The sequence below is a fragment of the Bacteroidota bacterium genome (genome assembly GCA_016183775.1).
Lineage (GTDB): Bacteria > Bacteroidota > Bacteroidia > JABDFU01 > JABDFU01 > JABDFU01.
Genome location: JACPDY010000093.1, coordinates 1 through 24,731, shown reverse-complemented (window position 1 = coordinate 24,731; position 24,731 = coordinate 1). Strand labels below are relative to the sequence as shown.

Below are 24,731 nucleotides of genomic sequence, written 5' to 3'. Positions count from 1 at the left end.
CGGTTGTTGGGAAAATAAGATGCTACACTTACAACCAACAATTAAGAACCACCCCTCCTTTCGCTTTTCCCCTTCACTACATCTGCAAAGGGGCGGTTCTCTATTTTACTTTCCAACCATGAAATAAAATCAAAATACTCTAAAATAAAATTGTCGTTGCTTTTTGTCAATATTTTCTGTAGTTTTTTCCTGAGCTCGATGAACGTCCCTTTGTTCTCTTTTGTTTGGCCTTTTATATAAAGACCCCTCCTAAAAAACGATAAAAACACCCTTTCGAATTCATAAAATACTCCTTTCTTTTTCATGAACCTTTCAGAAGAACGGATAAGACTTTCCAACATGTCCATATTCTGTTTCTCGTAATGGACGACAATCAGGAGCAATTTTCCCATACCGAGGCGATCTATGCGGGAATCTTTCATCGACTCATTCATCAGCTTATTAACCCATATTAAAGCTTGTGAATAATCCCCGAGTATAAAATATATATTGAAAAACAAACCATATACCCCTGTGTTTTCGTATTCTTTTTGCTCCTGTAATTCCCGGACAACCCTTTCGTATTCTATTAGTATCACTTTTGCATCGTCAGTTAAAACAAGAGATGTGCATTTTGCCAACTTAAACATAAGTGTTGTGTGCTTTTTCTTTTCATCGTTTTCCATAAGAAGGGCATACTCTTCCAGGGCATTTTCAAAATCCTCCCCAAAATAGTTCATGTAAACAGCATATACGAGAAAATTATACAAACTTTTAGATAACGTATCTTGCGATATCATCTTCACTTTATACCTTTCTCTTTCAATTTCAAGCAATTTTTTTCGTGCAATATATAATTGCTTCCAGTTCCGGGTATATTGGTAATACATGGAATAACATTCCAAAATGGCTCTCTGTAAGCCACCGGGCATTTTGTCAATTTGTCCCGGCGGTGGGAGCATGGATGTTATTTCTTTTATCTTACTCAGGGATTTTCCCGATCCCCTGTGAAAGAATTTTTTTTGTGATAAAAAGTATAATTGTATGTGTCGAAAATTATATTTGATAAAAAGCGTATAAGTCAAAGCCAGATTCTCCAGCACTTTCTCAAGACGCATATAGCTTTCAATATTATTTCTCAAAGGCTCGTATGGCATTAATATTCTTTTCCAGTCCATAATTTTCATTAAAGAAGGATAATCCTCGGCATCAGAAGCCAGCTTCTCAGCTTTTTTAAGCAAAGCGTTACAATGCGAATACAATTTTCTTCGATATAAAATTTCTATTGCTCCTAAAATATCCGCACACTGTTTGGATGGCCATGCAGACTTACCATGATAGCTATCCAAAGACTTGATGATCAGGTCGTACAAATATTTTTTATATATCCGTATGCTTTCAGGTGCAATTTTACTGGATAAATCTGCTTTCAATTTTTCTTCATTATACCTTTTTTGCAAACTAATAGTATTAAAAAGCAATAGATAACTTTTTTCCCCTTTATGGGGCGAAACCATCAACTTAAAATATCTCTTTTCAGTTTTTGAAAGTGATTTTATAAGTTCAAAAAGTTTATCCGTATTATTACTGGACTTTTTCATTTTATCTATATTATTATGCTTAATTTAAAATATTTATGTAAAATATATCTATTTATTATTGGGTAGACTTTTACTTTTCTGGTAAATTAGTTTTTTAATTTTTAACAATCAAGCATAATTTTATTAATATTTCATTCCCATAGAAAGAAGTCATTTATTTTTTTTCGGAAAGGTTTCGTTTCTACAGTACATAAACGCGATAGAACAAATGATAAAACCACGGTATAAAAGCAGAATAGGTATCGTAAAAAGGACATTCAGCCCTTTAATGGTTATGCTATTCATGGGTTCTTGCTCTGCCCAGAATATTAAGGGGCATGGAAATCCCCCTGAGCCTAAAATCCCAGACGGGTACGCCGGGCAGGCAAACCTCCAATCGCTTAAAGGAAACGGGATTGCTTTTACCCCAAACAAAGGACAGGTAGCCAATATGAATGGCAAACCGGCTTTGGAGGTATTATACAAAGGCGATAGTGGAGGAGCTGATATTTACCTGCGCAAAACCGGCATAAGCTATGTATACAGCAATATGGGTGAAGTAATGCACGAAGTAAATGAGCAAGTAGAAGAATTGGGAAATGCCGGAAATGTTTCTGAAGTTATCCAACAAAACAAAAAACAGGAGTTACTACAAAAGACAAAGGTAAATGTGCATCGTATAGATATGGACTTTGCAAACTGCAACATTAATTATACTACAACAGTCGAAGATGAATCAGAAGGATACAACAATTATTATTATGCCCATTGTCCGCAAGGTATTACCAACGTACACCAATACAACAAAGTAACCTGCAAAAATATTTACAACAATATTGATGTAAGTTATTATGGCAATAAAAATTCCGGAATAAAATACGACATCATCGTGCAGCCACATGCAGATCCAAATCAAATAGCTTTACACTGGAAAGGTGCAGAGGAATTAACAATTGAGGATGTCCACCTGCCGGATGGGCAGGGAAAACCTGGCTTCCATAACGAGAACCGGGCGACGGCAGGCAGGTTAAAAATTAAAACAAGTGTCAATGAATTTTACGAATCTATTCCCAGGGTATACCAAATCATAAATGGTCAAATAATAGACATAAAAACTGAATATAAACTTACCTCTCTCTCCAATGCAGCAACCATGAATGAAGAGGCTGGACAACAACCACATCATTTCAAATCTTACGAAGTAAGTTTTCTACTTGGAGCCTACAACGAGGATTACGCTCTAATTATTGACCCTGCTATGTGGATTACCTATTATGGCGGGAATGATATAGAACAGGGTGTTTCTGTAACAACAGATAACATTGGTAATCCTATTTTCTCCGGGTTTACGAAGTCGTTGAATTTTCCGGTTCAGGCTGGCGCCTTTCAGGCAGTTTTGGGGGGTAAATCGGATGCTTTTATTGTAAAAATGAACCCGGCAGGAGTTCCTGTTTTTGCCTCTTATATAGGAGGTACTTATGATGATCAGGCATACGGTATTGATGCCGATGGCAATAACGATATTTATATTACCGGAAATACACATTCCGGCAATTTCCCAACTAAAGTGTGGGGAGGAGCATTTATGCAGGCTATAAATTTTACGCCAATTGGTGTCGCAAATTATACTGCTTTTGTAGCGAAGTTTTCAGCGGCAGGAATTTTAATCTGGTCCACTTATTATGGTGGTAGCAATTATGACGGTGGTGCTGATATAATTACCGATGGGAATAACAATATTATATTTACAGGCAATGCTCGTTCGTCCAATTTTCCAATTCAGTCGGCCTATCAGCCTGTAATTGCAAATCTCGGAGGAGATGCTTTTATTGTTAAATTTAATAATGCAGGCATTCGCCAATGGTCGACTTTTTACGGTGGCACACTATCTGACTTTGCTTCTGGGATAACAGTTGATTTTGCAAATAACATATATGTTTGTGGTGTAACAAATTCTGTTAATTTCCCTGTACTTATGGCATCGCAGCCGGCTATAGGCGGAGGCGTGGATGCTTTTCTTTGTCGCCTTAATCCAGTAACTGGTTTTCCGACATGGTCAACATATTATGGTGGATCTGCTTCTGACGGAGACTGGAGGACAGTAATAGCAACTGATTTTTCCGGCAACGTACTTTTAGGGTTAAATACATTTTCTTCAAATACAGGAAATGCCATTGCAACAGTTGGCGCCTACCAACAGGTTTATGCCGGATCAGTTTCAATGGGAGACATGGCTCTTGTTAAATTTAACGCAACAGGTACGCGCCTGTGGGGAACTTATTTGGGCGGAAGTAACTGGGAAATTCCTATTGGCCTTGCTGCTGATGGAAACGATAATATATATGTTTATGGAGAATTTGAGGATACAGATGCTGGTAACTATCCTATAAGTTCATGTGCCTATCAACCAAATTTTGGAGGAGTGGAAGATGGATTTATAGCAAAATACGATCCTGGCGGAAACCAACGCTGTATAACTTACATCGGTGGTTCAGGACATGATGACTATGAATTTACAACGTTAAGCAATGGTTGTGGTGCAATTGCCATTTATGGTAATTCATTATACATTACCGGCTCTACTTATGGCGGATATCCGGTAAGTTCAGGCGCGTTCCAAACAGCCTATGGAGGAACGTGGGATGCTTTTATGGATAAGTTATGTATTAATATTTGCGAAAGCAAGGTGCTTGGGTTAGACTACACTGCGAGTACTATGAGTGTATGCAGTAATGCGCCGATAAAATTTACACCTTCTATAGCCAACTCCTGCGATACCACAGGATATAAGTTTCATTGGACATTTACCGGCGGCAGCCCTGCAGTTTCAGATTCCGTAAAACCAACTGTTACTTTTTCCGGTATGGGTACCCATGATGTTAAACTGGTGCTTACAACAGCTTGTAAAAAAGATAGTATAACAAAATACAGTTATATTACTACAACCCAATGTGTGACATGCAATTTGGAAGGGCAATTCACTAAAGGAACAGCCAGTTGCACAGGCTGCGGATGCAAGGAATGGATACTGGTAAATGCCACAGGCGGCACAAGCCCATACACTTACCTATGGCCGGATGGATATACCAACAGATACAAAAATCAGCTTTGTCCTGGAACGTATATTATAAATATTAAAGATAAAAATGGGTGTAGTGTAAATCTGAATCTGACGGCGCCATGATTAGTTAATTGTTGTTGGTTGTCAGTTGTTGGGAAAAACAGACTGCCAACCACCAACTAAAACCCTCAACTATTTTTCGCTTTCTCCTTTAGTACTTCCGCGAAAGGACGATCCTCGATTTTGCTTTCATGCCAAATATTAAAAAATTTGTCACTACCAATAAGTCCCGGCTTTCCGCTTGCTTGATTTTTTAGAACATTCAGCATGTCAACAAAAAATTGTTTTTTTTGTTCTTTACTTTCACTCTTTAAAGGAATCTTTTTAAACATTGAAATAATCTCAATTTCAACTTTAAACAGGGGATGGTTCCGGATCATCCATCTGAAAAAGGAATTATGTAACGATAACAACAAATCATAATTCTCAAGTTCATAATGACAAATAAGACAAAAGATTCTCGCCAGTATCTGTACATCATTTTTTCGTTCCATTCCTTTGTAATTTATGATCTTGTTCAACAGCCTGATAGCGGAATGAAAATCGCTGATCTGACAAAAAACCATAGTCATATTAATATAAAATAATATTCGTGTACTGTGATCTATTTTTTTCTCAATAATTGAAATAGCATCCTTATATAACTCAACTGCTTCTATCGGTTGGACATTGGATATAATATTTGAGAGATGATGAATCTGGATCATTTCAAGTCCGGCTCTCTTTTTTGAAGGAATTGCAAAAAAAAATTTATTCGCCCTTTTATACAACTCCATTCCCTTACCAGCAATTCCTGAAGCCGAAATATTAGCCAAAGTTGTCAGATATTCTTTATTGAAGACCTCCCACCCCGTCGCTTTATTTTTTAAATAGTTCAGCCAGGCCATTCTCGTCGCCAATGCTTTTTTCCCTTTTCCCTGCAAAGTGGCTATTGAAGCAAGCACATAGTGGAAATAGAGTTTTCCCAAAATGGTTTTTGCATTGACCGGATCGGTCAAATACCCGGAGGCAGCCAATGTTTCGAGATCTCTTTTTGTTGATCTATAATGTACAATTGAATGCCCCTTCGAAAGCAATAATTCAGTTCTGATCATAAGCCTGCGGTATTCCTCTTCGTTCCGGATATTTTCGATGATCTCATCCTGTCTTTTATATTCCTTATTATGAATATGATCTTCCAGCTTTTCGAGGTCACGATTCATCCTATAACCGAACACGATCATCCTCCTGATAAGCATAAGGTATTCGAATTTCTCCTGCTCCATAGCCAGTTTCTGCGCTTTATGAAGTATTTTACCGGCCATCTTATAAAGCTCCTTTGATTGCAATATCTCGGCCTGCCTGAGGCTGCTCTGAAGTATATAATTCACTTTGTCTTGAGCATGATAGTTTTCAAGCAATGATAAAATAGTGTAACTAAGGCGATTTTTAACATCAATAAATTTTTTCGGTGTCAATTCACTCCTTAATTTAACATACAACTTATTTTCATTAAATGTCTTCTGTTTATTGACCAATGAAAAGAGCTTTAACTTATAGCTATCGTCCCTGTTATGTCTTAATTTAGTGACAATAAATGATTTTTCACGGGTTGTTAAAGAATGTACCAATGAATGCAGATCTGACGATGATGTTTTCATGACACGAAATAGAAAGTTAACATTTTAATGCAACATAGTGATCAAATTTACAATTTTAGACATCATATCTAAAGCGATTTTAAATAATTATTAGATTGTATTATAAACCTGGTATAAGTATTTTTATAAAGTTGAAAGCAATGCGTGATATTATCAAATATGGAAAATGTATGAGAATAGGTCTACTCTATCATTCTGTAATAGTGCTGTTATTGTTAGCAGATCCGGTTTGGCCTCAATCAGTCGGGTCATCTTCATCAAGCATTTCTCCTTCCTGGACCACGAGTCCATTTGAACAATTTGTTTTTATTGAGAACAAAGGCCAATTTGACAACAAGTCGGGTGTTAAAAATAAGGCAGTTCTGTATAGTGCAAACGTTGGAGGAATAGATGTTTATTTTACAGGGAATGGATTAACCTATGTTCACGGCGAAACCAGCTCAACATTCAGTGAAAGAAAAAAAGAAAAACTGGAAAGACGTGGAAAAGAGGATGAGTTGCGAAAATCCGGAATTAAAAAAACACAAACGCTTGATATGGAATGGATCGGAGCCAATCAATCTCCGACGATTATAGCTGAAGCAATCCAGTCGTTTTATTATACATACAGTGATGAAACAAATAAAACGATCAGGGCGAATGCCTGCAAAAAAATTACATGCAAAGATCTATATCCAAATATAGACGTTGAATATATTCTCCCTGAAAAAGGCGGAATTAAATACACACTTATTCTCCACCCCGGCGCTGACCCTTTGCATATTAAAATGCAGTACAATAACACTAAAGGATTAATATTAAACAGTGAAAATAACATAGTGATTAAAAGTGAATTTGGTGACTTTATTGACCATGCTCCTATTAGCTTTTTTGCCGATGGAGCAACTATTCCATCTTCATTTGAATTGAATGGTAATACTGTTGGGTTCAAACTTAAAACGTCAACTGTTCAGTCCCTTACAACAAACAACATTCAACAAACAACTATTATTGACCCCTGGGTAAAAACTCCGGTATTCGCGGGAACCAACAAAGCCTTTGATATAAATTATGATTACAATGGCAACATTTATGTTTATGGATCTTTTACCCCTTTTAAGTTATGCAAAATAAACAATGCAGGGGTTGTTCAGTGGATATACAATGTACCCCTGGTTGGTGGCCAGTATGCGCAGGAAGAATACGGCGATTTTGCTTTAGACCCCACATCAGGAACCAGCTATATTTTAACCGCGATCGGGCCTACCCATTATAAAATTAACACATTGGGAAACCTTGTAGCAACGCATACTCCTTCTGCTGTAAACCTTTTTCATATGGGAGAATTCTGGAGATCTGAATTTGATGTATGTACCGGAAGAATTGTAATAGGCGGAGGTGGAATATCCGGAACTGACCAGGCCGGTATACTTGATACAAATATGGCATCGTTAAATATTGTGAATGTACTTGGAGCAACCGACTCTTATCATGACATGGCCATACTTGCTGTTGATCCCCTGAATCCTTTTAGTTATATGCTTGCGGCGTTAAGTAATATCAACCCCGGCTCATTTAATAATACAATGATAAAATGCCCTATCCCAAGCCTTAGTCCTACATCATTTGCTATTAATAGCGGACATGCCTTTAAGGAGGTTGGTCCAATCGTATTTTATACTCCGACTTATGTGGGTGACAGGCCCGTTGGTTTTAACGGAATGAATGCGAGCCCTTGCTATTTGTATACATATGATGGACAGACCATGAAGCGTTGGAATAAAAATTCCGGAGCTTTGGTCTCAACCTTAACTCCGGGTACAACGCCTTTATTCTCATGGGCGGGAATATCTTCTGATATGTTCGACAATATTTATGTAGGAGTTCAATCGTCTGTTAAACAATATAACACATCTCTTGCACTTGTAAATACATTCCCATTGCCTAACACTGTTTATGATGTGAAATTTGGAAACAACAATAAGCTTTATGCCTGCGGAAACGGGTTTATTACTCAGGTAGATCTTGTCTCCGTTAACGACTATATAACATTTAGCTCCACTCCTGCCGCAGCCTGTACCTGTAATGGGACAGCCACTGCAACTATTAACGGCTGCTCCACCGGATTTAATTATTTGTGGAGTAACGGGCAAACGACACTAAACGCTACTGGTTTATGTCCCGGAAAATATAAATTTTCGGCGTCAAGATCCGGCACATGCGCCCTGAATAATACAGAAACAGATTCGGTTATTATCGGCGGAGGAGTAAGTTCTGTTTCGATAACTGCAAATCCATCCAACTCAACCTGTGATCTGAATAATGGAACAGCAATAGCTTTTGCATCCGGAGGAATTGCGCCATACACATATAGCTGGAGTAACGGACAAGCCGGACCAACCGCAACCGGACTAAAAGCCGGTACATATACTGTAAATGTCAGAGACAACAGCGGCTGCATTTCTGTTCAGACTCTTACAATAATGAACAGCGGTAGTGTAAGTTTAACTGTGACTAAACAAAATTTAAGTTGTAGCGGGGGAAATAACGGAAGCGCTTCTGCAACAGCAACGAATGGCACACCGGGCTATTTCTATTCGTGGAGCAACGGGATCAATGCTCAAACGATTAGCGGGCTGAGTATAGGTATCTATTCGGTTACAGTTACTGACGCAAACGGATGCACATCCATCAGATCAACTATTATTGACCCGCCGGTATCAATAAATGTATCCAGCACAAATATCAGTTGCAATGTATCAGGCAGTGCTTCGGTTAATGTCAGCAGCGGTGTTGCTCCGTACACTTATAACTGGAGCAACGGACAAACAGGTTCATATATTTCGGCGGCGGCAGCTGGAAGCTATACTGTGACTGTAAGAGACGTAAGCGGATGCTCTGCTACACAAACATTTACCTTAACCAGCTCAAGTGCCGCGAATGCGTCATTTTCAATAAGTCCGAATGATACAGTTTGCGCTGGAACTACTGTAACTTTTACACGAACAGGTTCTTCGGGTCCCCAGCTCTGGTATTCAAATATGCCATACATTATCAACTCTGGCTCCACTGCAAACATTTCTTACGCATTTTTATCAGCCGGAACATATAGTATGTCGCACGAAGTAACTACGGGAGGATGCAAAAACCAGATAACCTTGCCAATAATAATATTAAACTGTACGGGTCCTACCGTAACCGCTACCGGAAGTTCTGTATGTATGGGCGCATGTGCTACAATAAATGCGAACGGTATCGGCGGCACCAGTCCTTATACCTATACATGGAGTAACGGAGCAACAACACAAAGTATTAATCCGTGTCCTATTTCCACTACTACTTACACCGTTACTATAAAAGATACCGGAGGAAATACCTCCACTTCAACCGCAGCGGTAACAGTTAACCCGACCGTAAGTATAACCACCACTGCAACTAATATAACCTGTAGCGGTGCTTCGACAGGCTCAGCAACCGCATCCGTTAACAGTGGCAGTACACCTTATACTTATAGCTGGAGTGGAGGGCTTTCAGGTTCAACGGTTTCAGGTTTGAGTGCCGGTAATTATACAGTAACTGTAAGGGACAGTAAAGGCTGCTCTTCAACCTCAACGGCAACAATAATTTCATCACCTCCACTAGTCGGGCAATTTACAAAAGGTACAGCGAGCTGCAGCGGATGTGGATGCAAAGAATGGTTAATGATAACTGCCACTGGCGGAACAAGCCCCTACTCCTACTCCTGGCCGGATGGATATGTTAACAGGTATAGGAGTCAGATGTGCCCGGGAGCTTACACTGTAAATATTAAAGATAAAAATGAGTGCAGTATAAATGTAAATCTGACGGCGCCGTGATCGGTTCATCGTTGTTTATCCATTGGGGGCGATCTGTTTATTACATTTATGAAATTAAAACAACCTCTTAATGTTCTTAATATCATTTACTTAAATTCAGAACCCACGATAACATATTGTCCCCATCACTCCTTCCCTATACAATTGATTACCGATTACTGATCACCAATTACCGAAAAATATCCCTCATAAACACTACCTTTGCACTCCTATAAACTAGTACACTCATGATCGCAGTATCTAATCTTTCCTTACGTTACGGCAAACGTAAGTTATTTGACGAAGCAAGTATAAAATTCACACCCGGTAATTGTTACGGTGTTATTGGCGCCAACGGAGCCGGCAAATCAACTTTTTTGAAAATTATTTCGGGTGAGATCGACCCTACAACAGGACAAGTATCTATTACTCCGGGCGAGCGCATGAGCGTGCTGAAGCAGAATCACTTTGAGTTTGACGCCTTTACTGTTTTACAGACTGTTTTAATGGGCAATAGTAAGCTTTGGAGTGTAATGCAGGAAAAAGATGCCTTGTACGCCAAACCAAACTTCAGTGATGCGGATGGTATTAAGGCCTCAGAACTGGAAACCCTTTTTGCCGAAATGGAAGGCTGGAACGCGGAAAGCAATGCAGCCAACCTGTTGAGCGACCTGGGAGTGAAAGAAGCGTTTCATAATACCCTCATGGGTGAAATGAGCGGTAAAGAAAAGGTGCGTGTGCTGTTGGCACAGGCCATATTCGGCAATCCCGACATATTATTGCTGGACGAGCCAACCAACGACCTTGATGTGGAAACCATCAACTGGCTGGAGAATTTTTTAGCAGATTTTCAGAACACCGTTATTGTTGTATCGCACGACAGGCACTTTTTAGATTCCGTATGTACGCACATTGCGGACATTGATTTTGGCAAAATACAACTGTACACCGGGAATTATACATTCTGGTATGAATCGAGCCAGTTGGCCTTGCGCCAAAAGAGCGATCAGAATAAAAAGCTGGAAGATAAGCGTAAAGAGCTGCAGGAATTTATTGAGCGCTTTAGTGCCAATGCTTCCAAATCAAAACAGGCAACCAGTCGTAAAAAATTGCTGGAAAAACTGGTCATTGAAGATATTAAACCCAGCACACGTAAATACCCCGGCATTATTTTTAAAGCCGAACGCGATTGCGGAGACCAGATATTACATATAGAAAACCTTGCCAAATCAGGGCCTGACGGCTCATTGTATTTTTCGAATATCAGTTTCACAATGAACAAGGGCGACAAGATCGCGATTCTCTCTAAAGAACACATAGCGATTACAACCTTCTTTGAAATTTTAGTTGGCCAGGAACAAGCCGACAAAGGTGTTTGCGAATGGGGAAGCACCATCACCAAAAGCTATTTACCCAATGAGAATTCCAAATTCTTTACCGTTGATGAGAACCTCATCGATTGGCTGCGGCAGTTCTCAAAAGATAAAAATGAGACTTATATACGCGGTTTCCTGGGTAAAATGCTTTTTTCGGGTGAAGAAACCCTCAAAAAATGTAATGTACTTTCAGGCGGAGAAAAAGTGCGCTGCATGATCTCACGCATGATGCTGACCAATGCAAACTGCCTTATTTTAGATGAACCTACCAACCACCTGGACCTGGAATCCATCACTGCCTTTAATGACGCATTAAAGGATTGGAAACACGTGGCCCTGTTCACCTCACATGACCATGCCTTTGTACAAAGTGTCGCTAACCGGATTATTGAGCTTACACCAAAAGGCATCATTGACAAACGCATGAGCTATGATGAATATATTTCGGATGAAGGTATTAAAGCTTTGCGTGAGAAGATGTATCCGAAAATGGTAAAAGCGTAATTTAATATTTACTTTTGCAACCATGACATTTCTATCAATAACCGTAGGATCATTCGACTATTACAGTTGGATCATTTTACCCTGCATTATATTTCTTTCCCGTATTGGTGATGTAACCCTTGGTACACTACGCCATGTATTCATTTCAAAAGGATACAAAACAATTGTGCCATTCCTTGGTTTTTTCGAAGTGTTGATCTGGATCATTGTAGTGGCACAGGTAATGAAAAACCTCAATAACTGGGCTTGCTATTTCGGCTGGGCAGCAGGGTTTGCGGCCGGCACTTATATCGGCTTACTTATTGAAGAACGCCTGGCGCTTGGGCTGCAGATCATTCGTATCATTACCAACCAGAATTGCGATAGCCTTGTTGCCGAATTAAAAGGAAAAAATCATGGGATCACTGTTATTGACGCACAAGGTGCTGTAGGCCCGGTTAAAGTCATTTTAAGCATTGTGAGCCGGACTAATATTAACTCGGTGATCAGAATTATAAATAAGAACAATCCTACTGCATTTTATTCGGTTGAAGATATAAGAGATAAAGGCCAGGGTGTGTTTACAAGCAGGGAAAATTCTTCAGCTCTCCGACGTATTCTTTCTGTAAGAAAATGAGGAAAAACCTGCTTATATATGAAAACCTGCATATACCTTTCTGGCTTGTAAAAGATTCCTGCTGGGCATTACAAATAAAACCGCTGGGTATCGCGATGATCTTTCCTACACTTACGCTTTCGTTAATGATAGTATATAAAACAAGATTAAATGCAGCCAATTGCCTGCCTAACCTTGCAATTACTTTTTGGATCCTGGCGAACTCGCTTTGGATGTGTGATGAGTTTTTTAACTTAAAAATGCGCTGGATCAGCTACCCCGCCTTTTTTATTGGCCTTATTATTATCAGTTGGTGGCTTTTTTTTTACTTTCCTAAAATGTGGAGGGAGGGGTAACATTATAGGGATGACATCGCTTTGAGCGCAATGTCATTAAGTTAAGAGTAATAGTTTATTGCAATAAGCCCGAAGGGCTTGAATATAAATAACCCCCGATTGTATCGGGGGTTATGAGTGGGAGAAAAGCCCAACCCTGAAAGGGTTAAATATATTTACATTGATGATATTCAACCCTTTCGGGGTTGGATAATGGCTTGTGTTATTTTTTCCTCCGTTTCACCGGCGGTTATTTCTATTCAAGCCCTTCAGGCTTAACTTAATGACATTGCGCTAAAAGCAATGTCATCCCTTGTAATTTTCAATCATCAACTCTCTATTACAAAACCCGTACTCTTCTTTTTGCTGGTTAGAACATACTATTACCAGCCTGTTGTTTCGGTATTTGTTCATTAATTGACTGTACCATTCAACTCCCTTTTTGTCAAGATTTGCTGCAGGTTCATCCAATAATAATAACGGGGTATCACTTAATATGGCAAGTGCGAGCTTAACACGCTGCTTCATTCCTGAAGAGAACTCCTTTAGCGGTTTATTCTGCGCTGAAGGCAGATCAATGATCTCAATAAAAATTTTTGCACTAATGCCTGCATAAAATTGTTTGAACTGAAAATGGAAAGCAATTATCTCCTCAAGGGTGTATGCTTCAATCAGGTCAAGGTAAGGAGCTACGACTCCTACACTTGAATAAATCTGCTCACCAGGCACCTGCACTAAATCATTGTGATAAGAAATTTCCCCTTCTGACGGTGACAGGCTGCCGGCAATAAGCTGTAACAAAGTTGACTTGCCCGAACCATTCGCGCCCATTATTACATACGCGTTTTCCGAACTGAACTCGTAACTAAGACCTTTGAAGATCCAATGGCGGTTATAACGTTTGCCTATATTAGTCAGATTGACTTTCACAAAGTGACGGATAATGTTTACGTTCTGTTTATTTTGTTAATGAATGAAACCCATTCTCTTATTCACCGGTTTTAAATCTCCAATCCAATAACAAGTATATCATCAATCTGCTCCAGGTTTCCTCTCCAATTCTCAATCACAGCATCCAATTTACTTTTCCTGTTGTGCAATGGCAGGGAGCTTACCTCAAGTAAAGTTCTCTGTAAGCTCTTAACCATGAACTTCTTTCCTTTTTCACCCCCAAACTGATCCGCGTAACCATCACTGAACAGGTAAATAGAATCCCCGCTTTGGATCTGAATAGAATGACCAGTGAATTTGCGCTCCAATTCGTATTGCAAACCCCCGATCGGAAATTTATCACCTTTTGTTTCATTAATCGCATTTTGTCGTATTAAATATAAAGGACGGTTTGCACCGGCATATTCGACCTCTTTGAAATTTTTGCTGATCGCAAGTAAAGCAATATCCATTCCATCACGGTTGCCGGCATTTTCAGTATCCTGCTGCAAAACATGTCGTACACCCTTATGCAATTGGTTCAAAATTTCGGCAGGTTCGGTAATATCCTTTTCACTGATTATCTGAGTCAACAAATTATGCCCGATCATGCTCATAAATGCGCCCGGAACACCATGACCTGTGCAGTCAACCGCTGCGATAAAAAACTTATCCTTTTTTTCAGCAAAAAAGTAAAAATCGCCGCTTACAATAGCTTTGGGTTTATACAAAATAAAATGATTGGGCAGCACTTTGCTGATCAGCAGGTCGGATGGCAATATGGCTTGCTGTATCTGTCGCGCGTAGTTGATACTGTCAGTAATCTCCTTATTCTGGTTCTCTACAACCAATTTTTGGGTCTCGATCTCCCTTTTTTGTTTACGGATAGCAGTATTTTTTAAGGCAAGTTCTTTGTTGGTTCTTCGCGAAATTTTGTATTGTCTGTATACAACAAACACAATTATTAAAACCAGTAAAAGGCCGGTTCCTATAAAATAGGTGCGGATATTTTGCTGCTTGATGCGGGCTTCCTGCGCTTCACTTTGTAAGTTAAGCCGCACGATCTCATTTTCTTTTCGTTCTGTATCATATTTGGTTTGCAGTTCATTGATACTTTTCGCGTTAACCTCATTAAATATGGAATCCTTTATCTCTGCATACATTTTAAAATAATCATACGCCTTTTGATACTTGCCGGTCTGATAATATAAATCAGCCAGTTCCTCATAACACTTTTTAATTAATTCTTTTCGCCCTGTTTCTTTCGACAACTCAAGCGCCTTATTTAAAAATTCTATTGCTGTAATAAAATCTTTCTTCTTCGAAAATAAGATGGCAATATTGGTATAACACAGAACCAGGTTGTTTTTATCATTACTGCGCATAAATATTTGACGCGCTTCATTGTAAAAATTCAGAGCGCCCGTATAATTGCCGGTTAAACTATTGCAACCTCCTATATTCAGCAAAGTGAGGGCCGTAGAAGAACTGTCTCTTTTGCTTTTGTATATGCCCAACGCTTTTTCATAATGAGTCAAAGCTTCATTATATCTTTGCTGCGCCTCATACATTATCCCAAAATTATTCTCAATGAGCGCAATGCTGCCGCTGTCATTCAGATTATTAGCAATTACAAGTGCTTCGTGATAATATTTCTCCGTATTGTTATAATCTGTTCGGGCCATAAAAATATTCGCCATTCCGCTATAAGCTTCAAACAGCGTATTTTTGTTGTTGATCCTTTTCGCATAATCTGCCGTTTTGATATAACTTTTTAACGATTCTTCGTAATCACCCTTGTAATAATATGCCGCGGACAATCGGTTATACAACCAGTCGAGTTTCTTTACTAAACCAATATGCTCTGCGACCGAGATCGCCTCTTTATATATATTAACAGCCTTGTCATATTGGGCAGTCAACAGAAATACATATCCCAGATTATCCCGGCTTGTAACCTTACCATGCCCATAACTTATACTATCAGACAAATGCATTGCAGAAACTGCATATTGTCCTGATCTACCGGGATCGTTTTCGGAGAATGAATCTGCTAACCTGTTTAAACAATCAACCCTTGCACTGTCTTTTAACCCTGGCAAAACAGCCAATACACTATCCTGCCACTTATTCGCGTAGCCGCTTAAACAAAGATTTAAAAGCAGAATAAAACCGGATAAATATTTACCTGATCGGGATGTTTTAACCATTCAAACAAAAGTAAGTAATAATCAGCTTAAAAAAATAGATCCCTCCGCGAATGGCGAGGGGATCTATACCTGGCACTATTGCACATATTCTACTTCAACTCAACAATGCGTTTCGTATAAATGTTATTGTTCACTGTTAGTTTTACTACATAAATACCCGCTGACAAACCAATGTCCTTGGCACTAAATGAATACCGATGATCGCCTTCATTTAAAACAGCCCTTTCCAGTGTAGAAATTTTTTCGCCAAGCAGATTGAAAACTTCCATTGCTACTGCCGACTTTTCATTCAGACTCAGGTGAAAGGTAACAGCGCCATTATATGGATTAGGGTATACTTTAAATACAGAGTAAGCGGATGCACCGGAAATATTTTTAACAGAGGTTGTACTAATATCAATATATATAATACTGTCATTCACATAATAATCCATGTCAGGAACAGAATCAACACCGGTTATATTTATTTCGTAAGTTGAATCCATTGGCAAACCCGGAATATCAGCGAATATCACATAATTACCCGGAGGTATATTTTTAAACTGGTAAAAGCCGGATGTATCGGTTGCTGCAGTTGCTATTATATTCGCCGATGGGTTTGGTTTTTTTCCAAGACCAACACCAACACCCTTTACAGGATCACCCACTTTCATTGTTATAAAGTTGGATTTTCCTTTACCCAATTCAACATACCCGGCACCCTCAAGTATATGGCCATTAACAACAGCCTTCCCGCCCATGGTTGTAAGATCAGGCAATTGATCTATATCAATATTCTTCTGGAGATCATCAGCGCAATTTGCCGTGATTGCGTAAGCCGAATCCCAATAAAAAGTACATGTATCATTGGCATAAACAGGATCCAGGTAATACATTGGGGTTACGCGGGGATACATAACCGGATCGGGATATGCGCTGATAAAATAATAGCCCGGTTTGATCTTTGTAGAGTCAAACGCATAGCTGCCGTTAGCCTGTATCAGCACCGAATCGATCATCTGTAATTTCCCTTTAAGTGTGATAATGCTTGTATCTTTAAAAAGCTTCACATATCCCTTTGTAACAGTACCTGTTCCGTTATCGTAGGTTATATTTCCATGTATCTTGATAATTGAATCAACAATATCTACATATATTGAATCCATTGAACTGCACTGCTTACCGGAAAGGCTTAAATAATACCAAATACCCCCGATATTTTTTTCAACAATTTTAGGTCTTAATGAATCAGTAAAATCGGCAATTTCCAAGCCTCCCCATGAAGGATAATTAATTATACCGGTACTCGAGCCTCCATCTAAAACAAATTCGCTGCCGCTGCAAACCACCATGCTATCAGGCGACAATACGGCCTTGGGATTTTCGATCTTAATTGCTATAGTTAATGATTTCACACATGTACCGCTCGACATGGTCACAGTATATGTGGTGGTGGCGGTGGGATTCGCAAACGCGTAATTTGAGTTAGTGCTGCTTAAACCTGCAGCGGGGCTCCATGAGTAATTCACCCCGGTTGAAATTGTAGAAATAAATACGTCCATCCCTTGACCATAACACAGAACACTGTCATTACTGATCGTTGGCGACACTACATTATCGGGCAGGCCATTGGCATAAACAGTGGATGTATAAACGGCATGACAAACATCCTTCATATTTATTGTATATGTGGTGCCTCCAATAGCAGTTTTTAAAGTATCGCCCACATAATTTCCGGGAAGCCATTGGAAGGTGTAAGGAGCTATTCCACCTGAACCCTGTACTGCAACGGCCGCATCATTTCCGTCAGCGCAGTTGGCTGTTTTGTACGCAGCATATGTGAATGACGTAGGAGTTGCAACAGAAACCCCTGTTACCACACCTGAATTAGTACCTGCATAACTGCTATAGGTTGTTCCGGCAGGACCCTGCGCATCAATATTGAACAGGTCGGTATAGTTCAAACAATTTAAACCGCCATCCTGATCATATAATACTATGGGTGAGGCTCCCCCGTTAACAGAGGCAGGCACTCCCGGAGCAGCATAACTCATAATCGCGTTAAAATGCTGTATGTCGGAAGGAATAGTTAATGTCGATTGCGGATGAACCGATAATGTATCATAATAGTTAGCACCGTTTATACTTCCTCCCATGCCCATGAAGGCCACATTTGCATACGTCAATCCTCCCCCATCAAATGTGGTGAGAGATCCCGGATTTTTCATAATGATTGTTGTTCCCGCATCCATTACAAAATTGAGCGTCCCTGCCTGATCGTTAAAGTTCCAGCCGCCGGTTGAAATTATTTTCGATCCATTTGACAACTGAATTCCACGGGCTGCCCCCATATCACTTTCAGTAAAAGTATTACAACGAATATTGTACCCATTTGTAATAATATTACCCGCAAATAAAGATATCGCAGCATTGGAAAGCAAACTATCACCCAGTGTCCATTCACCACCCGGGCCATCAAATATTATCGATGAAAAGTTTACGATCCTATCAAACAGATTAATAATATTTCCTTTTTTTGCAGACTTGAACGTTACATTTCCGCTTACACTAACCGATATGAGGCTATCCAGGATCACTGAACCGAATATTTCAAGGTTGTCATTCGCTCCCATAGAAAGCGTTGGGTTGTCAGTAACACCGGTGAAATCAATAGTATGTACTTTAACGGGGTTTGTGCTGCTTCCGTATATTGCCACTGTCGCCGATCCAAAAGTCCCTGCAAACGAATTAGCATCGAAATACACTGTGTCATTTGGACCCGGAACACCTCCAAAGCCTGTACCTCCGCTTGTTAACGACCAGTATTGAGTTGTTTGATAATCCCAAAAGCCATTCCCTCCTACCCAATAGAATTTACCTGCAACCAATTGAGTTGAAATGAAAATTGCCCAAAAAAGTAACGCTGCATATAATTTTTTGCTCATTGTTGAGTTATTTATTGTTAAAACGGACACCAAATTAGCGATTTTTGAAATAAAACAAAGGTTATTTGTAACTTTGGTTTTAAACAATTTTTAATGCGCCAGATAGCCCTTATTTTTTCACTTGTTGCGACCGGAATTATTAATATTTCATTCGCCCAAAATAAAGCAAACACAACACAAAACAGCAAGGACCTGATACAATTTTCGGGAGTTGTAGTTGAAGTAGACAGCCTTAAACCGGTACCATTTACAAATATTTTCGTAAAACATACCCGTCACGGAACAGTGGCTGACTATTATGGATACTTTTCATTTGTGGCCCAAAAAGGCGACACGCTCGTTTTTTCAGAATTGGGTTATGCCAGGGCAGAGTTTGTTATTCCGGACACTTTATCTACCAACCGTTATTCATTGATCCAAATGCTTCACAAGGATTCGATCTGGTTAAAAGAATCTGTAGTATTTCCATGGCCAACCAAAGAGCAATTCAAACAGGTGTTTCTAAACCTTCGCGCTCCGGAAGATGATCTGGACCGTGCAAGGAAAAACCTGGCTTATGACAATATGAAAGAACTATATACTACTATGCCCATGGATGGATCTATGAATTACAAATACGCTATGGAACAGCGTTACAGTAAAATATATTATGCCGGGCAATATCCATCCTACAGCATACTTAACCCAATCGCCTGGACACAATTTATTCAAGCCTGGAAAAGGGGTGATTTTAAGAAGAAGGACTAAAAAGTTACGGGTTCAAGGTTCAAAGTTGAAGAAGAACAAGATAAATATGTATTGATAAACATAAAATCCTGAACGTTGAACCTTGAACTTTGAACAAAATAAATTTTGAAAAGAGGAATAAATACATTTTGCACCTTAATTATACTTAGTTGTAGTTTTTCATTTTATACTGTTAAAGCCCAAAACACAGCAACAATATATGGCAAGCTGATAAATGCCGAGAACAAACCTGCTGAAGACATACAGATATCCGTGTTCGGATCTTCACAGGCCCCTGTTTATACAGATAAAGACGGCAATTACGAATACAAAGTTCCGGCCAACAAAGAGATTGAAATTGTTTTTTCAAACCTCGGATACAATCAGCAAAAGAAAGCGGTCAACTTAAAACCCGGACAGCGCTTCGAACTAAACATTTCGCTCACATTAAACACAAAAATAATTTTACCCGATGTTGAAGTAACGGATAACATCCGTGCAACAGGTACCACCCGGCTCGATCCCAAAGTAGTCTCTTTCATTCCTACAGCTTCCGGCGATTTCAATGCCATACTGTTTTCGCAACCCGGTGTTTCGAGCAGAAATGAACTAAGCTCCGCCTATTCAGTAAGAGGCGGGAATTATGATGAGAATCTGGTGTACGTGAACGACATTGAAGTGTATCGCCCTTTCCTAGCCCGATCCGGTCAGCAGGAAGGATTAAGTTTTGTGAACGGAGATATGGTCTCCTCTATCCTTTTTTCTGCAGGAGGCTTTGAAGCAAAATACGGAGACAAACTTTCATCGGTGCTTGATATACAGTACCGCAGACCTCGTAAATTCAACGGGACAGGGTCGGCCAGCCTTCTTGGCGGAAGTGCACACCTGGAAGGAGCTTCAAAGGACTTTCGCTTTACATGGATAATTGGTGCGCGTTATAAAACGAATCAATACCTGCTCGGCAAAACAGATGTGAAAGGTGATTACCGGCCATCATTCATTGATCTGCAGACCTTTTTAACGTATGATATTTCAGATAAATGGGAGATCGATCTGCTGGGTATGTATTCAAACAATAAATACAATGTGGTTCCTCAAACCCGCGAAACACAGTTTGGTACCGTAAACCAGGCGCTTCGCTTCCTGGTTTATTTCGACGGACAGGAAGTTGACCGGTTTGAAACAGGCCAGGCCGCGTTATCCGCCATCTATAGGCCGAACGACAGGCTGCAAATGAAATTTATTTCATCTGTTTATAAAACTTCGGAAGATGAAACATTTGATATTATGGGGCAATATTACATTGACCAGATAGAAACAGATTTTGGCAAACCAAGTTTCGGACAGGTAAAAGCGAACCTTGGAGTTGGCACCTACCTTAACCATGCGCGTAATTATCTTGATGGAACAGTAATGAACGCTGAGCATAAAGGAAGTTACCTGAGAGGAAAAAATCTGATGTTATGGGGTGTAAAAGCTCAGCATGAATTGATAACAGACAAGCTGAGTGAATGGAATTATGTTGATTCAGCGGGCTATTCCTTGCCACAGGGCAACCTCTCCGAAATTAATTTGCAAAAAGTATTAAAAACAGAAAATACTCTTTCTTCAAATCGCTTTTCAGCTTACACACAGTACATATGGAACAAAGATCTGCGCGACACCTCTACGCTTATCATCACGGCGGGTTTGCGGGCCAATTACTGGGACCTTAATCAACAAACTGTTATCAGCCCGCGAGCTACCTTCGCGTATAAACCCAATTGGAAACACAATTTTCTTTTCCGGGCATCAGGAGGGTTTTATTACCAGCCTCCGTTTTACCGCGAGCTTCGAAGTATGGATGGAGTTGTGCATACCGATGTTAAAGCGCAGCAATCCATTCACCTGGTGTTAGCAAGTGATTATAATTTTAAACTCTGGAACCGTCCGTTCAAATTTGTGTCAGAAGCTTATTACAAAATATTAAACGATCTTATTCCCTATGAAATTGATAACGTACGCATCCGTTATTTCGCCTCCAACAATGCACATGGTTATGCCACCGGCATGGACTTTAAGATCAATGGCGAGTTTGTAAATGGAATAGAATCATGGTTCAGCCTGTCGTTACTTCAAACCAAAGAAAATATCCGCAATGATTATTATTATGATTATTACAACAGTGACGGTGAAAAAATAATTGCCGGATATACAAACAACATTGTAAAGACGGATAGTGTGCGGCACGAGCCCGGCTATATCCCACGCCCTTCCGACCAACTGGTTAATTTCAGTCTTTTCTTTCAGGATTACCTGCCGAAATTTCCCGACTTTAAAATGCACCTGAACTTATTATTCGGAAGTTCTTTACCCTTCGGCCCTCCTACCTATCAACGTTACAAAGATACATTGCGCATGCCTCCTTACAGAAGAGTTGATATCGGATTTTCATACCAACTTCTGAAGGAAGGTAAAAAATTGCTTCCACACAATCCTTTCCATAATTTAAGATCAGTGTGGCTTGGGGTTGAAGTTTTAAATTTACTGCAGGTTAACAACACCATTTCTTACTATTGGGTCAAAGATGTTACTAACAGAACCTATGCTATTCCGGGCCGAGACAAGCTGAAAATGAATATATTGACTATTCCCTGCCGGCCGGCAGGCACGGCATCTGACCATTAAACGCTTAAAAATATATACAGATGAATTATCCGCAGGAAGCCATAGAAAAATTATCACTTTATATTGAATGCGGCGATACTGCTGCCTTTAACTGGTTAATTCAACACAACTTTAAAGAACTGACCATGCTTAGAGACGGTGTAAGTGGCGATGTTAAAAGTCTGCAATGGCTTATACAAAACAAACATTATATTTTAGCTGCCTTTATTAATGCTGTTTGGGAAGACCCCAAAGCCTTCGACATTCTATTTCAAAAAAGAGCTTTCCATTGGGCCGCAGCTGCCAATATTATTAATGGTGATGAAAAAGCAATAATGTTTCTTAAAAACGCGAAACTTTATCACTATGCGGATATGGCCTTTAAAATGCAGGCAAAAATCAGGAGAGAAGGGGATGAAGGCATGAATATTTTTAAAATGGGGTCGCCTTATAAGTAAAGAGATTTTACTCTGATGATTTTGTTTTTAAGGTGCGGTAAGGTTAACATCTACACTACATCCGTTTTTATCTTTAATATTCACTTTATGTGTTCCGGAACAAAGTTTATTTTTATACCTGTTTACAGAGCCATCCGACCATAAATAACTATATGGGCTTGTGCCACCTACAGCATTTATCATTATCCATTCCTTGCAACCGCAACCTGCACAGTTGGCTGTTCCTTTATCAAACTGCACAACCAATTTCACAGGTGAAATTATTACTATTGTAGCAATGGCAGTACAGCTGTTTTTATCAGTAACTGTTACGGTAAATTGACCTGCGGATAAACCAGTGACAGTTTGTGTGGAATTACCGGTGCTCCACAAATAAGAATAAGGGGCAGTTCCTCCATTGGCTGTAATAGAAGCCATCCCTGAAGTAGTACATGTTGGATTTATTATGGTGCTGCTTAAAGAAATTGTGCCACCACCACCAATAATATTATAAATAGCTGTTAGTGATTGATTACAATTACTTGTTACAGTTACTGTATATGTACCCATACATAAACCTGTAATGGTATTTGTTTTATTTGGAGTATTTAATGTTTGGCTGCCTGTGCTCCATACATAATTGAAGTCTTGGTAGTGGCAGTTCAACGTTACTGTTGCTGATCCACTGCAACTACAATCACTATTTACCTGGGATTGACTATATGTATTTGTATGAGAAAATTTTGTTATAAAAAGATCAGAAATTCCGTTAAAGGTGTTGTCATTATATGCAGCTGCTTTATTTAAGATTGGCATACCACCATTTGAGAAAGTTCTTAATGTGAGAAACAGCGCACCATTATTATCATTTGCAATAGAAATATTAAACTCGTCACTTCCGCCGCCCAAGTATGTATTCCATAATAATATACCTGTATTAGAAAATTTTGTAACAAAACAATCGCCCCAGGAATTCCCACCTCCATAAGTTCCATCATGAAACTCATCACAACCCTTGATTAGAGGCAAGTCGGAAGATTTGGTGATGAACGCAACAAAAATATTTCCACAGGAATCTATTGAGCAGTTGTCGAAAGAATTCGATTGTTCTTCATCAGAAGTGCCACCAAAAAAAGTTGACCAAAGTATTACTCCTAGCGGGTTAAACTTAACTATAAAATAATCCGATAAAGAGCCGGAGAGGCTTCCCTGAAAATAGCTTCCAGCAAATGGATTCAATAGTGGAAACCCGGTAGAAAAACCCGATATCCGTCCGTTTATAAAAATATTACCACTGGCGTCTGCAATAGCTGTTGCACCAAATTCAGTACCCTTACCTCCGAGATAAGAAGACCAAAGTAACAAACCGGAATTTGAAAATTTTACTACGTACGAGTCATTGCTTCCTCCCCATACTGATTGGTTATAAGCCCCCGTTGAAGAAAAAATCGGGAAGTCAGAAGAATTAGTTTGACCGGTTAAGTATATGTTTCCAAAAAAGTCTGTTACAACCGAGTTGCCACAATCAAAATTTCCTCCACCATAAAAGGTACTCCATACTAATGAATTTAGATTATTAAATTTAACAACAAAGGCATCAAAGTTACTTCCCGTTACTTTTATGATTGACTGATAGTAAGCTGTGCCAGAAGCTTGTAGTGGAAAGTTAGCTGATGTGGTTTGCCCGGTTATAAAAATATTTCCTGCTATATCAGTACCTATACTTGCTCCCCATTCATCGCCACTCCCCCCATAATAAGTAGCCCAAAGTAATTCACTCTTTACAATATCAAACTTAATAACAAAAGCATCGTATCCCCCGGAGTTAACAAGCTGATTATATGCCCCTGCAAGGTGTTTTTGAGGCATATTTGTTGAATACGTATCACCCGTAATAAAAATATTTCCTGCTC

The 24,731-nt window shown here is 39.4% G+C and carries 14 protein-coding genes; 8 read left to right on the top strand and 6 right to left on the bottom strand.

Annotated elements, in window-relative coordinates:
* Nucleotides 1-41 precede the first annotated feature (41 nt).
* Entirely contained in the window at nucleotides 42-1,580 is a 1,539-nt protein-coding gene (locus tag HYU69_11705) for a hypothetical protein (protein ID MBI2271000.1), read from the bottom strand.
* A 208-nt stretch (nucleotides 1,581-1,788) separates the two neighbouring features.
* Here HYU69_11705 and HYU69_11700 point away from each other — a divergent pair, with 208 nt between their 5' ends.
* The gene (locus tag HYU69_11700) at nucleotides 1,789-4,743 is read left to right on the top strand and encodes an SBBP repeat-containing protein (protein MBI2270999.1); all 2,955 of its coding nucleotides are present in this window, start codon (nucleotides 1,789-1,791) and stop codon (nucleotides 4,741-4,743) included.
* Between the two features lie 65 nt (nucleotides 4,744-4,808).
* Here HYU69_11700 and HYU69_11695 read toward each other — a convergent pair whose 3' ends face one another.
* Nucleotides 4,809-6,320 (bottom strand): hypothetical protein, encoded by a 1,512-nt coding sequence (locus tag HYU69_11695; GenBank protein MBI2270998.1) that lies wholly within the window; start codon nucleotides 6,318-6,320, stop codon nucleotides 4,809-4,811.
* Between the two features lie 170 nt (nucleotides 6,321-6,490).
* Between HYU69_11695 and HYU69_11690 the strand changes: the two genes are divergently transcribed.
* The 4 genes from HYU69_11690 to HYU69_11675 all read left to right on the top strand — a co-directional run bounded on the left by HYU69_11690 (nucleotide 6,491) and on the right by HYU69_11675 (nucleotide 12,966).
* The gene (locus HYU69_11690; protein MBI2270997.1) at nucleotides 6,491-10,156 is read left to right on the top strand and encodes a hypothetical protein; all 3,666 of its coding nucleotides are present in this window, start codon (nucleotides 6,491-6,493) and stop codon (nucleotides 10,154-10,156) included.
* A 227-nt stretch (nucleotides 10,157-10,383) separates the two neighbouring features.
* Complete coding sequence (locus HYU69_11685) at nucleotides 10,384-12,015, top strand: ATP-binding cassette domain-containing protein (protein MBI2270996.1); 1,632 nt, start codon at nucleotides 10,384-10,386, stop codon at nucleotides 12,013-12,015.
* Nucleotides 12,016-12,037: 22 nt separating this feature from the next.
* Nucleotides 12,038-12,631, top strand: coding sequence for a DUF2179 domain-containing protein (locus tag HYU69_11680; GenBank protein MBI2270995.1), 594 nt, complete (start codon nucleotides 12,038-12,040; stop codon nucleotides 12,629-12,631).
* Entirely contained in the window at nucleotides 12,628-12,966 is a 339-nt protein-coding gene (locus tag HYU69_11675) for a hypothetical protein (GenBank protein ID MBI2270994.1), read from the top strand. The genes HYU69_11680 and HYU69_11675 overlap by 4 nt, the downstream gene beginning before the upstream one ends.
* Nucleotides 12,967-13,251: 285 nt before the next feature.
* Here the strand turns inward: HYU69_11675 and HYU69_11670 are convergent, their stop codons facing one another.
* The 3 genes from HYU69_11670 to HYU69_11660 form a co-directional block, all read right to left on the bottom strand.
* Complete coding sequence (locus HYU69_11670) at nucleotides 13,252-13,875, bottom strand: ABC transporter ATP-binding protein (protein ID MBI2270993.1); 624 nt, start codon at nucleotides 13,873-13,875, stop codon at nucleotides 13,252-13,254.
* A gap of 71 nt (nucleotides 13,876-13,946) precedes the next feature.
* Nucleotides 13,947-16,085 carry a tetratricopeptide repeat protein gene (locus HYU69_11665; protein MBI2270992.1) on the bottom strand — a complete coding sequence of 713 codons (2,139 nt, stop codon included), beginning with the start codon at nucleotides 16,083-16,085 and terminating at the stop codon, nucleotides 13,947-13,949.
* 89 nt (nucleotides 16,086-16,174) lie between these two features.
* Nucleotides 16,175-19,009, bottom strand: coding sequence for a T9SS type A sorting domain-containing protein (locus HYU69_11660; protein ID MBI2270991.1), 2,835 nt, complete (start codon nucleotides 19,007-19,009; stop codon nucleotides 16,175-16,177).
* 93 nt (nucleotides 19,010-19,102) lie between these two features.
* Here HYU69_11660 and HYU69_11655 point away from each other — a divergent pair, with 93 nt between their 5' ends.
* The 3 genes from HYU69_11655 to HYU69_11645 all read left to right on the top strand — a co-directional run bounded on the left by HYU69_11655 (nucleotide 19,103) and on the right by HYU69_11645 (nucleotide 22,839).
* Nucleotides 19,103-19,756: a carboxypeptidase-like regulatory domain-containing protein gene (locus HYU69_11655; GenBank protein ID MBI2270990.1), complete on the top strand. Its 654-nt coding sequence runs from the start codon at nucleotides 19,103-19,105 to the stop codon at nucleotides 19,754-19,756.
* A 105-nt stretch (nucleotides 19,757-19,861) separates the two neighbouring features.
* The gene (locus tag HYU69_11650; protein MBI2270989.1) at nucleotides 19,862-22,402 is read left to right on the top strand and encodes a carboxypeptidase-like regulatory domain-containing protein; all 2,541 of its coding nucleotides are present in this window, start codon (nucleotides 19,862-19,864) and stop codon (nucleotides 22,400-22,402) included.
* 20 nt (nucleotides 22,403-22,422) lie between these two features.
* Nucleotides 22,423-22,839, top strand: coding sequence for a hypothetical protein (locus HYU69_11645; protein ID MBI2270988.1), 417 nt, complete (start codon nucleotides 22,423-22,425; stop codon nucleotides 22,837-22,839).
* A 27-nt stretch (nucleotides 22,840-22,866) separates the two neighbouring features.
* Here the strand turns inward: HYU69_11645 and HYU69_11640 are convergent.
* A partial coding sequence (locus HYU69_11640) for an SBBP repeat-containing protein (GenBank protein ID MBI2270987.1) occupies nucleotides 22,867-24,731 on the bottom strand: 1,865 nt, incomplete at its 5' end.

Excerpts from the sequence above, each read along its gene's own strand:
- HYU69_11655 (MBI2270990.1), top strand. The coding sequence starts at position 19,103 with ATGCGCCAGATAGCCCTTATTTTTTCACTTGTTGCGACCGGAATTATT.
- HYU69_11645 (MBI2270988.1), top strand. The coding sequence starts at position 22,423 with ATGAATTATCCGCAGGAAGCCATAGAAAAATTATCACTTTATATTGAA.
- HYU69_11705 (MBI2271000.1), bottom strand. The coding sequence starts at position 1,580 with ATGAAAAAGTCCAGTAATAATACGGATAAACTTTTTGAACTTATAAAA.
- HYU69_11700 (MBI2270999.1), top strand. The coding sequence starts at position 1,789 with ATGATAAAACCACGGTATAAAAGCAGAATAGGTATCGTAAAAAGGACA.
- HYU69_11695 (MBI2270998.1), bottom strand. The coding sequence starts at position 6,320 with ATGAAAACATCATCGTCAGATCTGCATTCATTGGTACATTCTTTAACA.
- HYU69_11685 (MBI2270996.1), top strand. The coding sequence starts at position 10,384 with ATGATCGCAGTATCTAATCTTTCCTTACGTTACGGCAAACGTAAGTTA.
- HYU69_11665 (MBI2270992.1), bottom strand. The coding sequence starts at position 16,085 with ATGGTTAAAACATCCCGATCAGGTAAATATTTATCCGGTTTTATTCTG.
- HYU69_11675 (MBI2270994.1), top strand. The coding sequence starts at position 12,628 with ATGAGGAAAAACCTGCTTATATATGAAAACCTGCATATACCTTTCTGG.
- HYU69_11680 (MBI2270995.1), top strand. The coding sequence starts at position 12,038 with ATGACATTTCTATCAATAACCGTAGGATCATTCGACTATTACAGTTGG.
- HYU69_11690 (MBI2270997.1), top strand. The coding sequence starts at position 6,491 with ATGAGAATAGGTCTACTCTATCATTCTGTAATAGTGCTGTTATTGTTA.
- HYU69_11660 (MBI2270991.1), bottom strand. The coding sequence starts at position 19,009 with ATGAGCAAAAAATTATATGCAGCGTTACTTTTTTGGGCAATTTTCATT.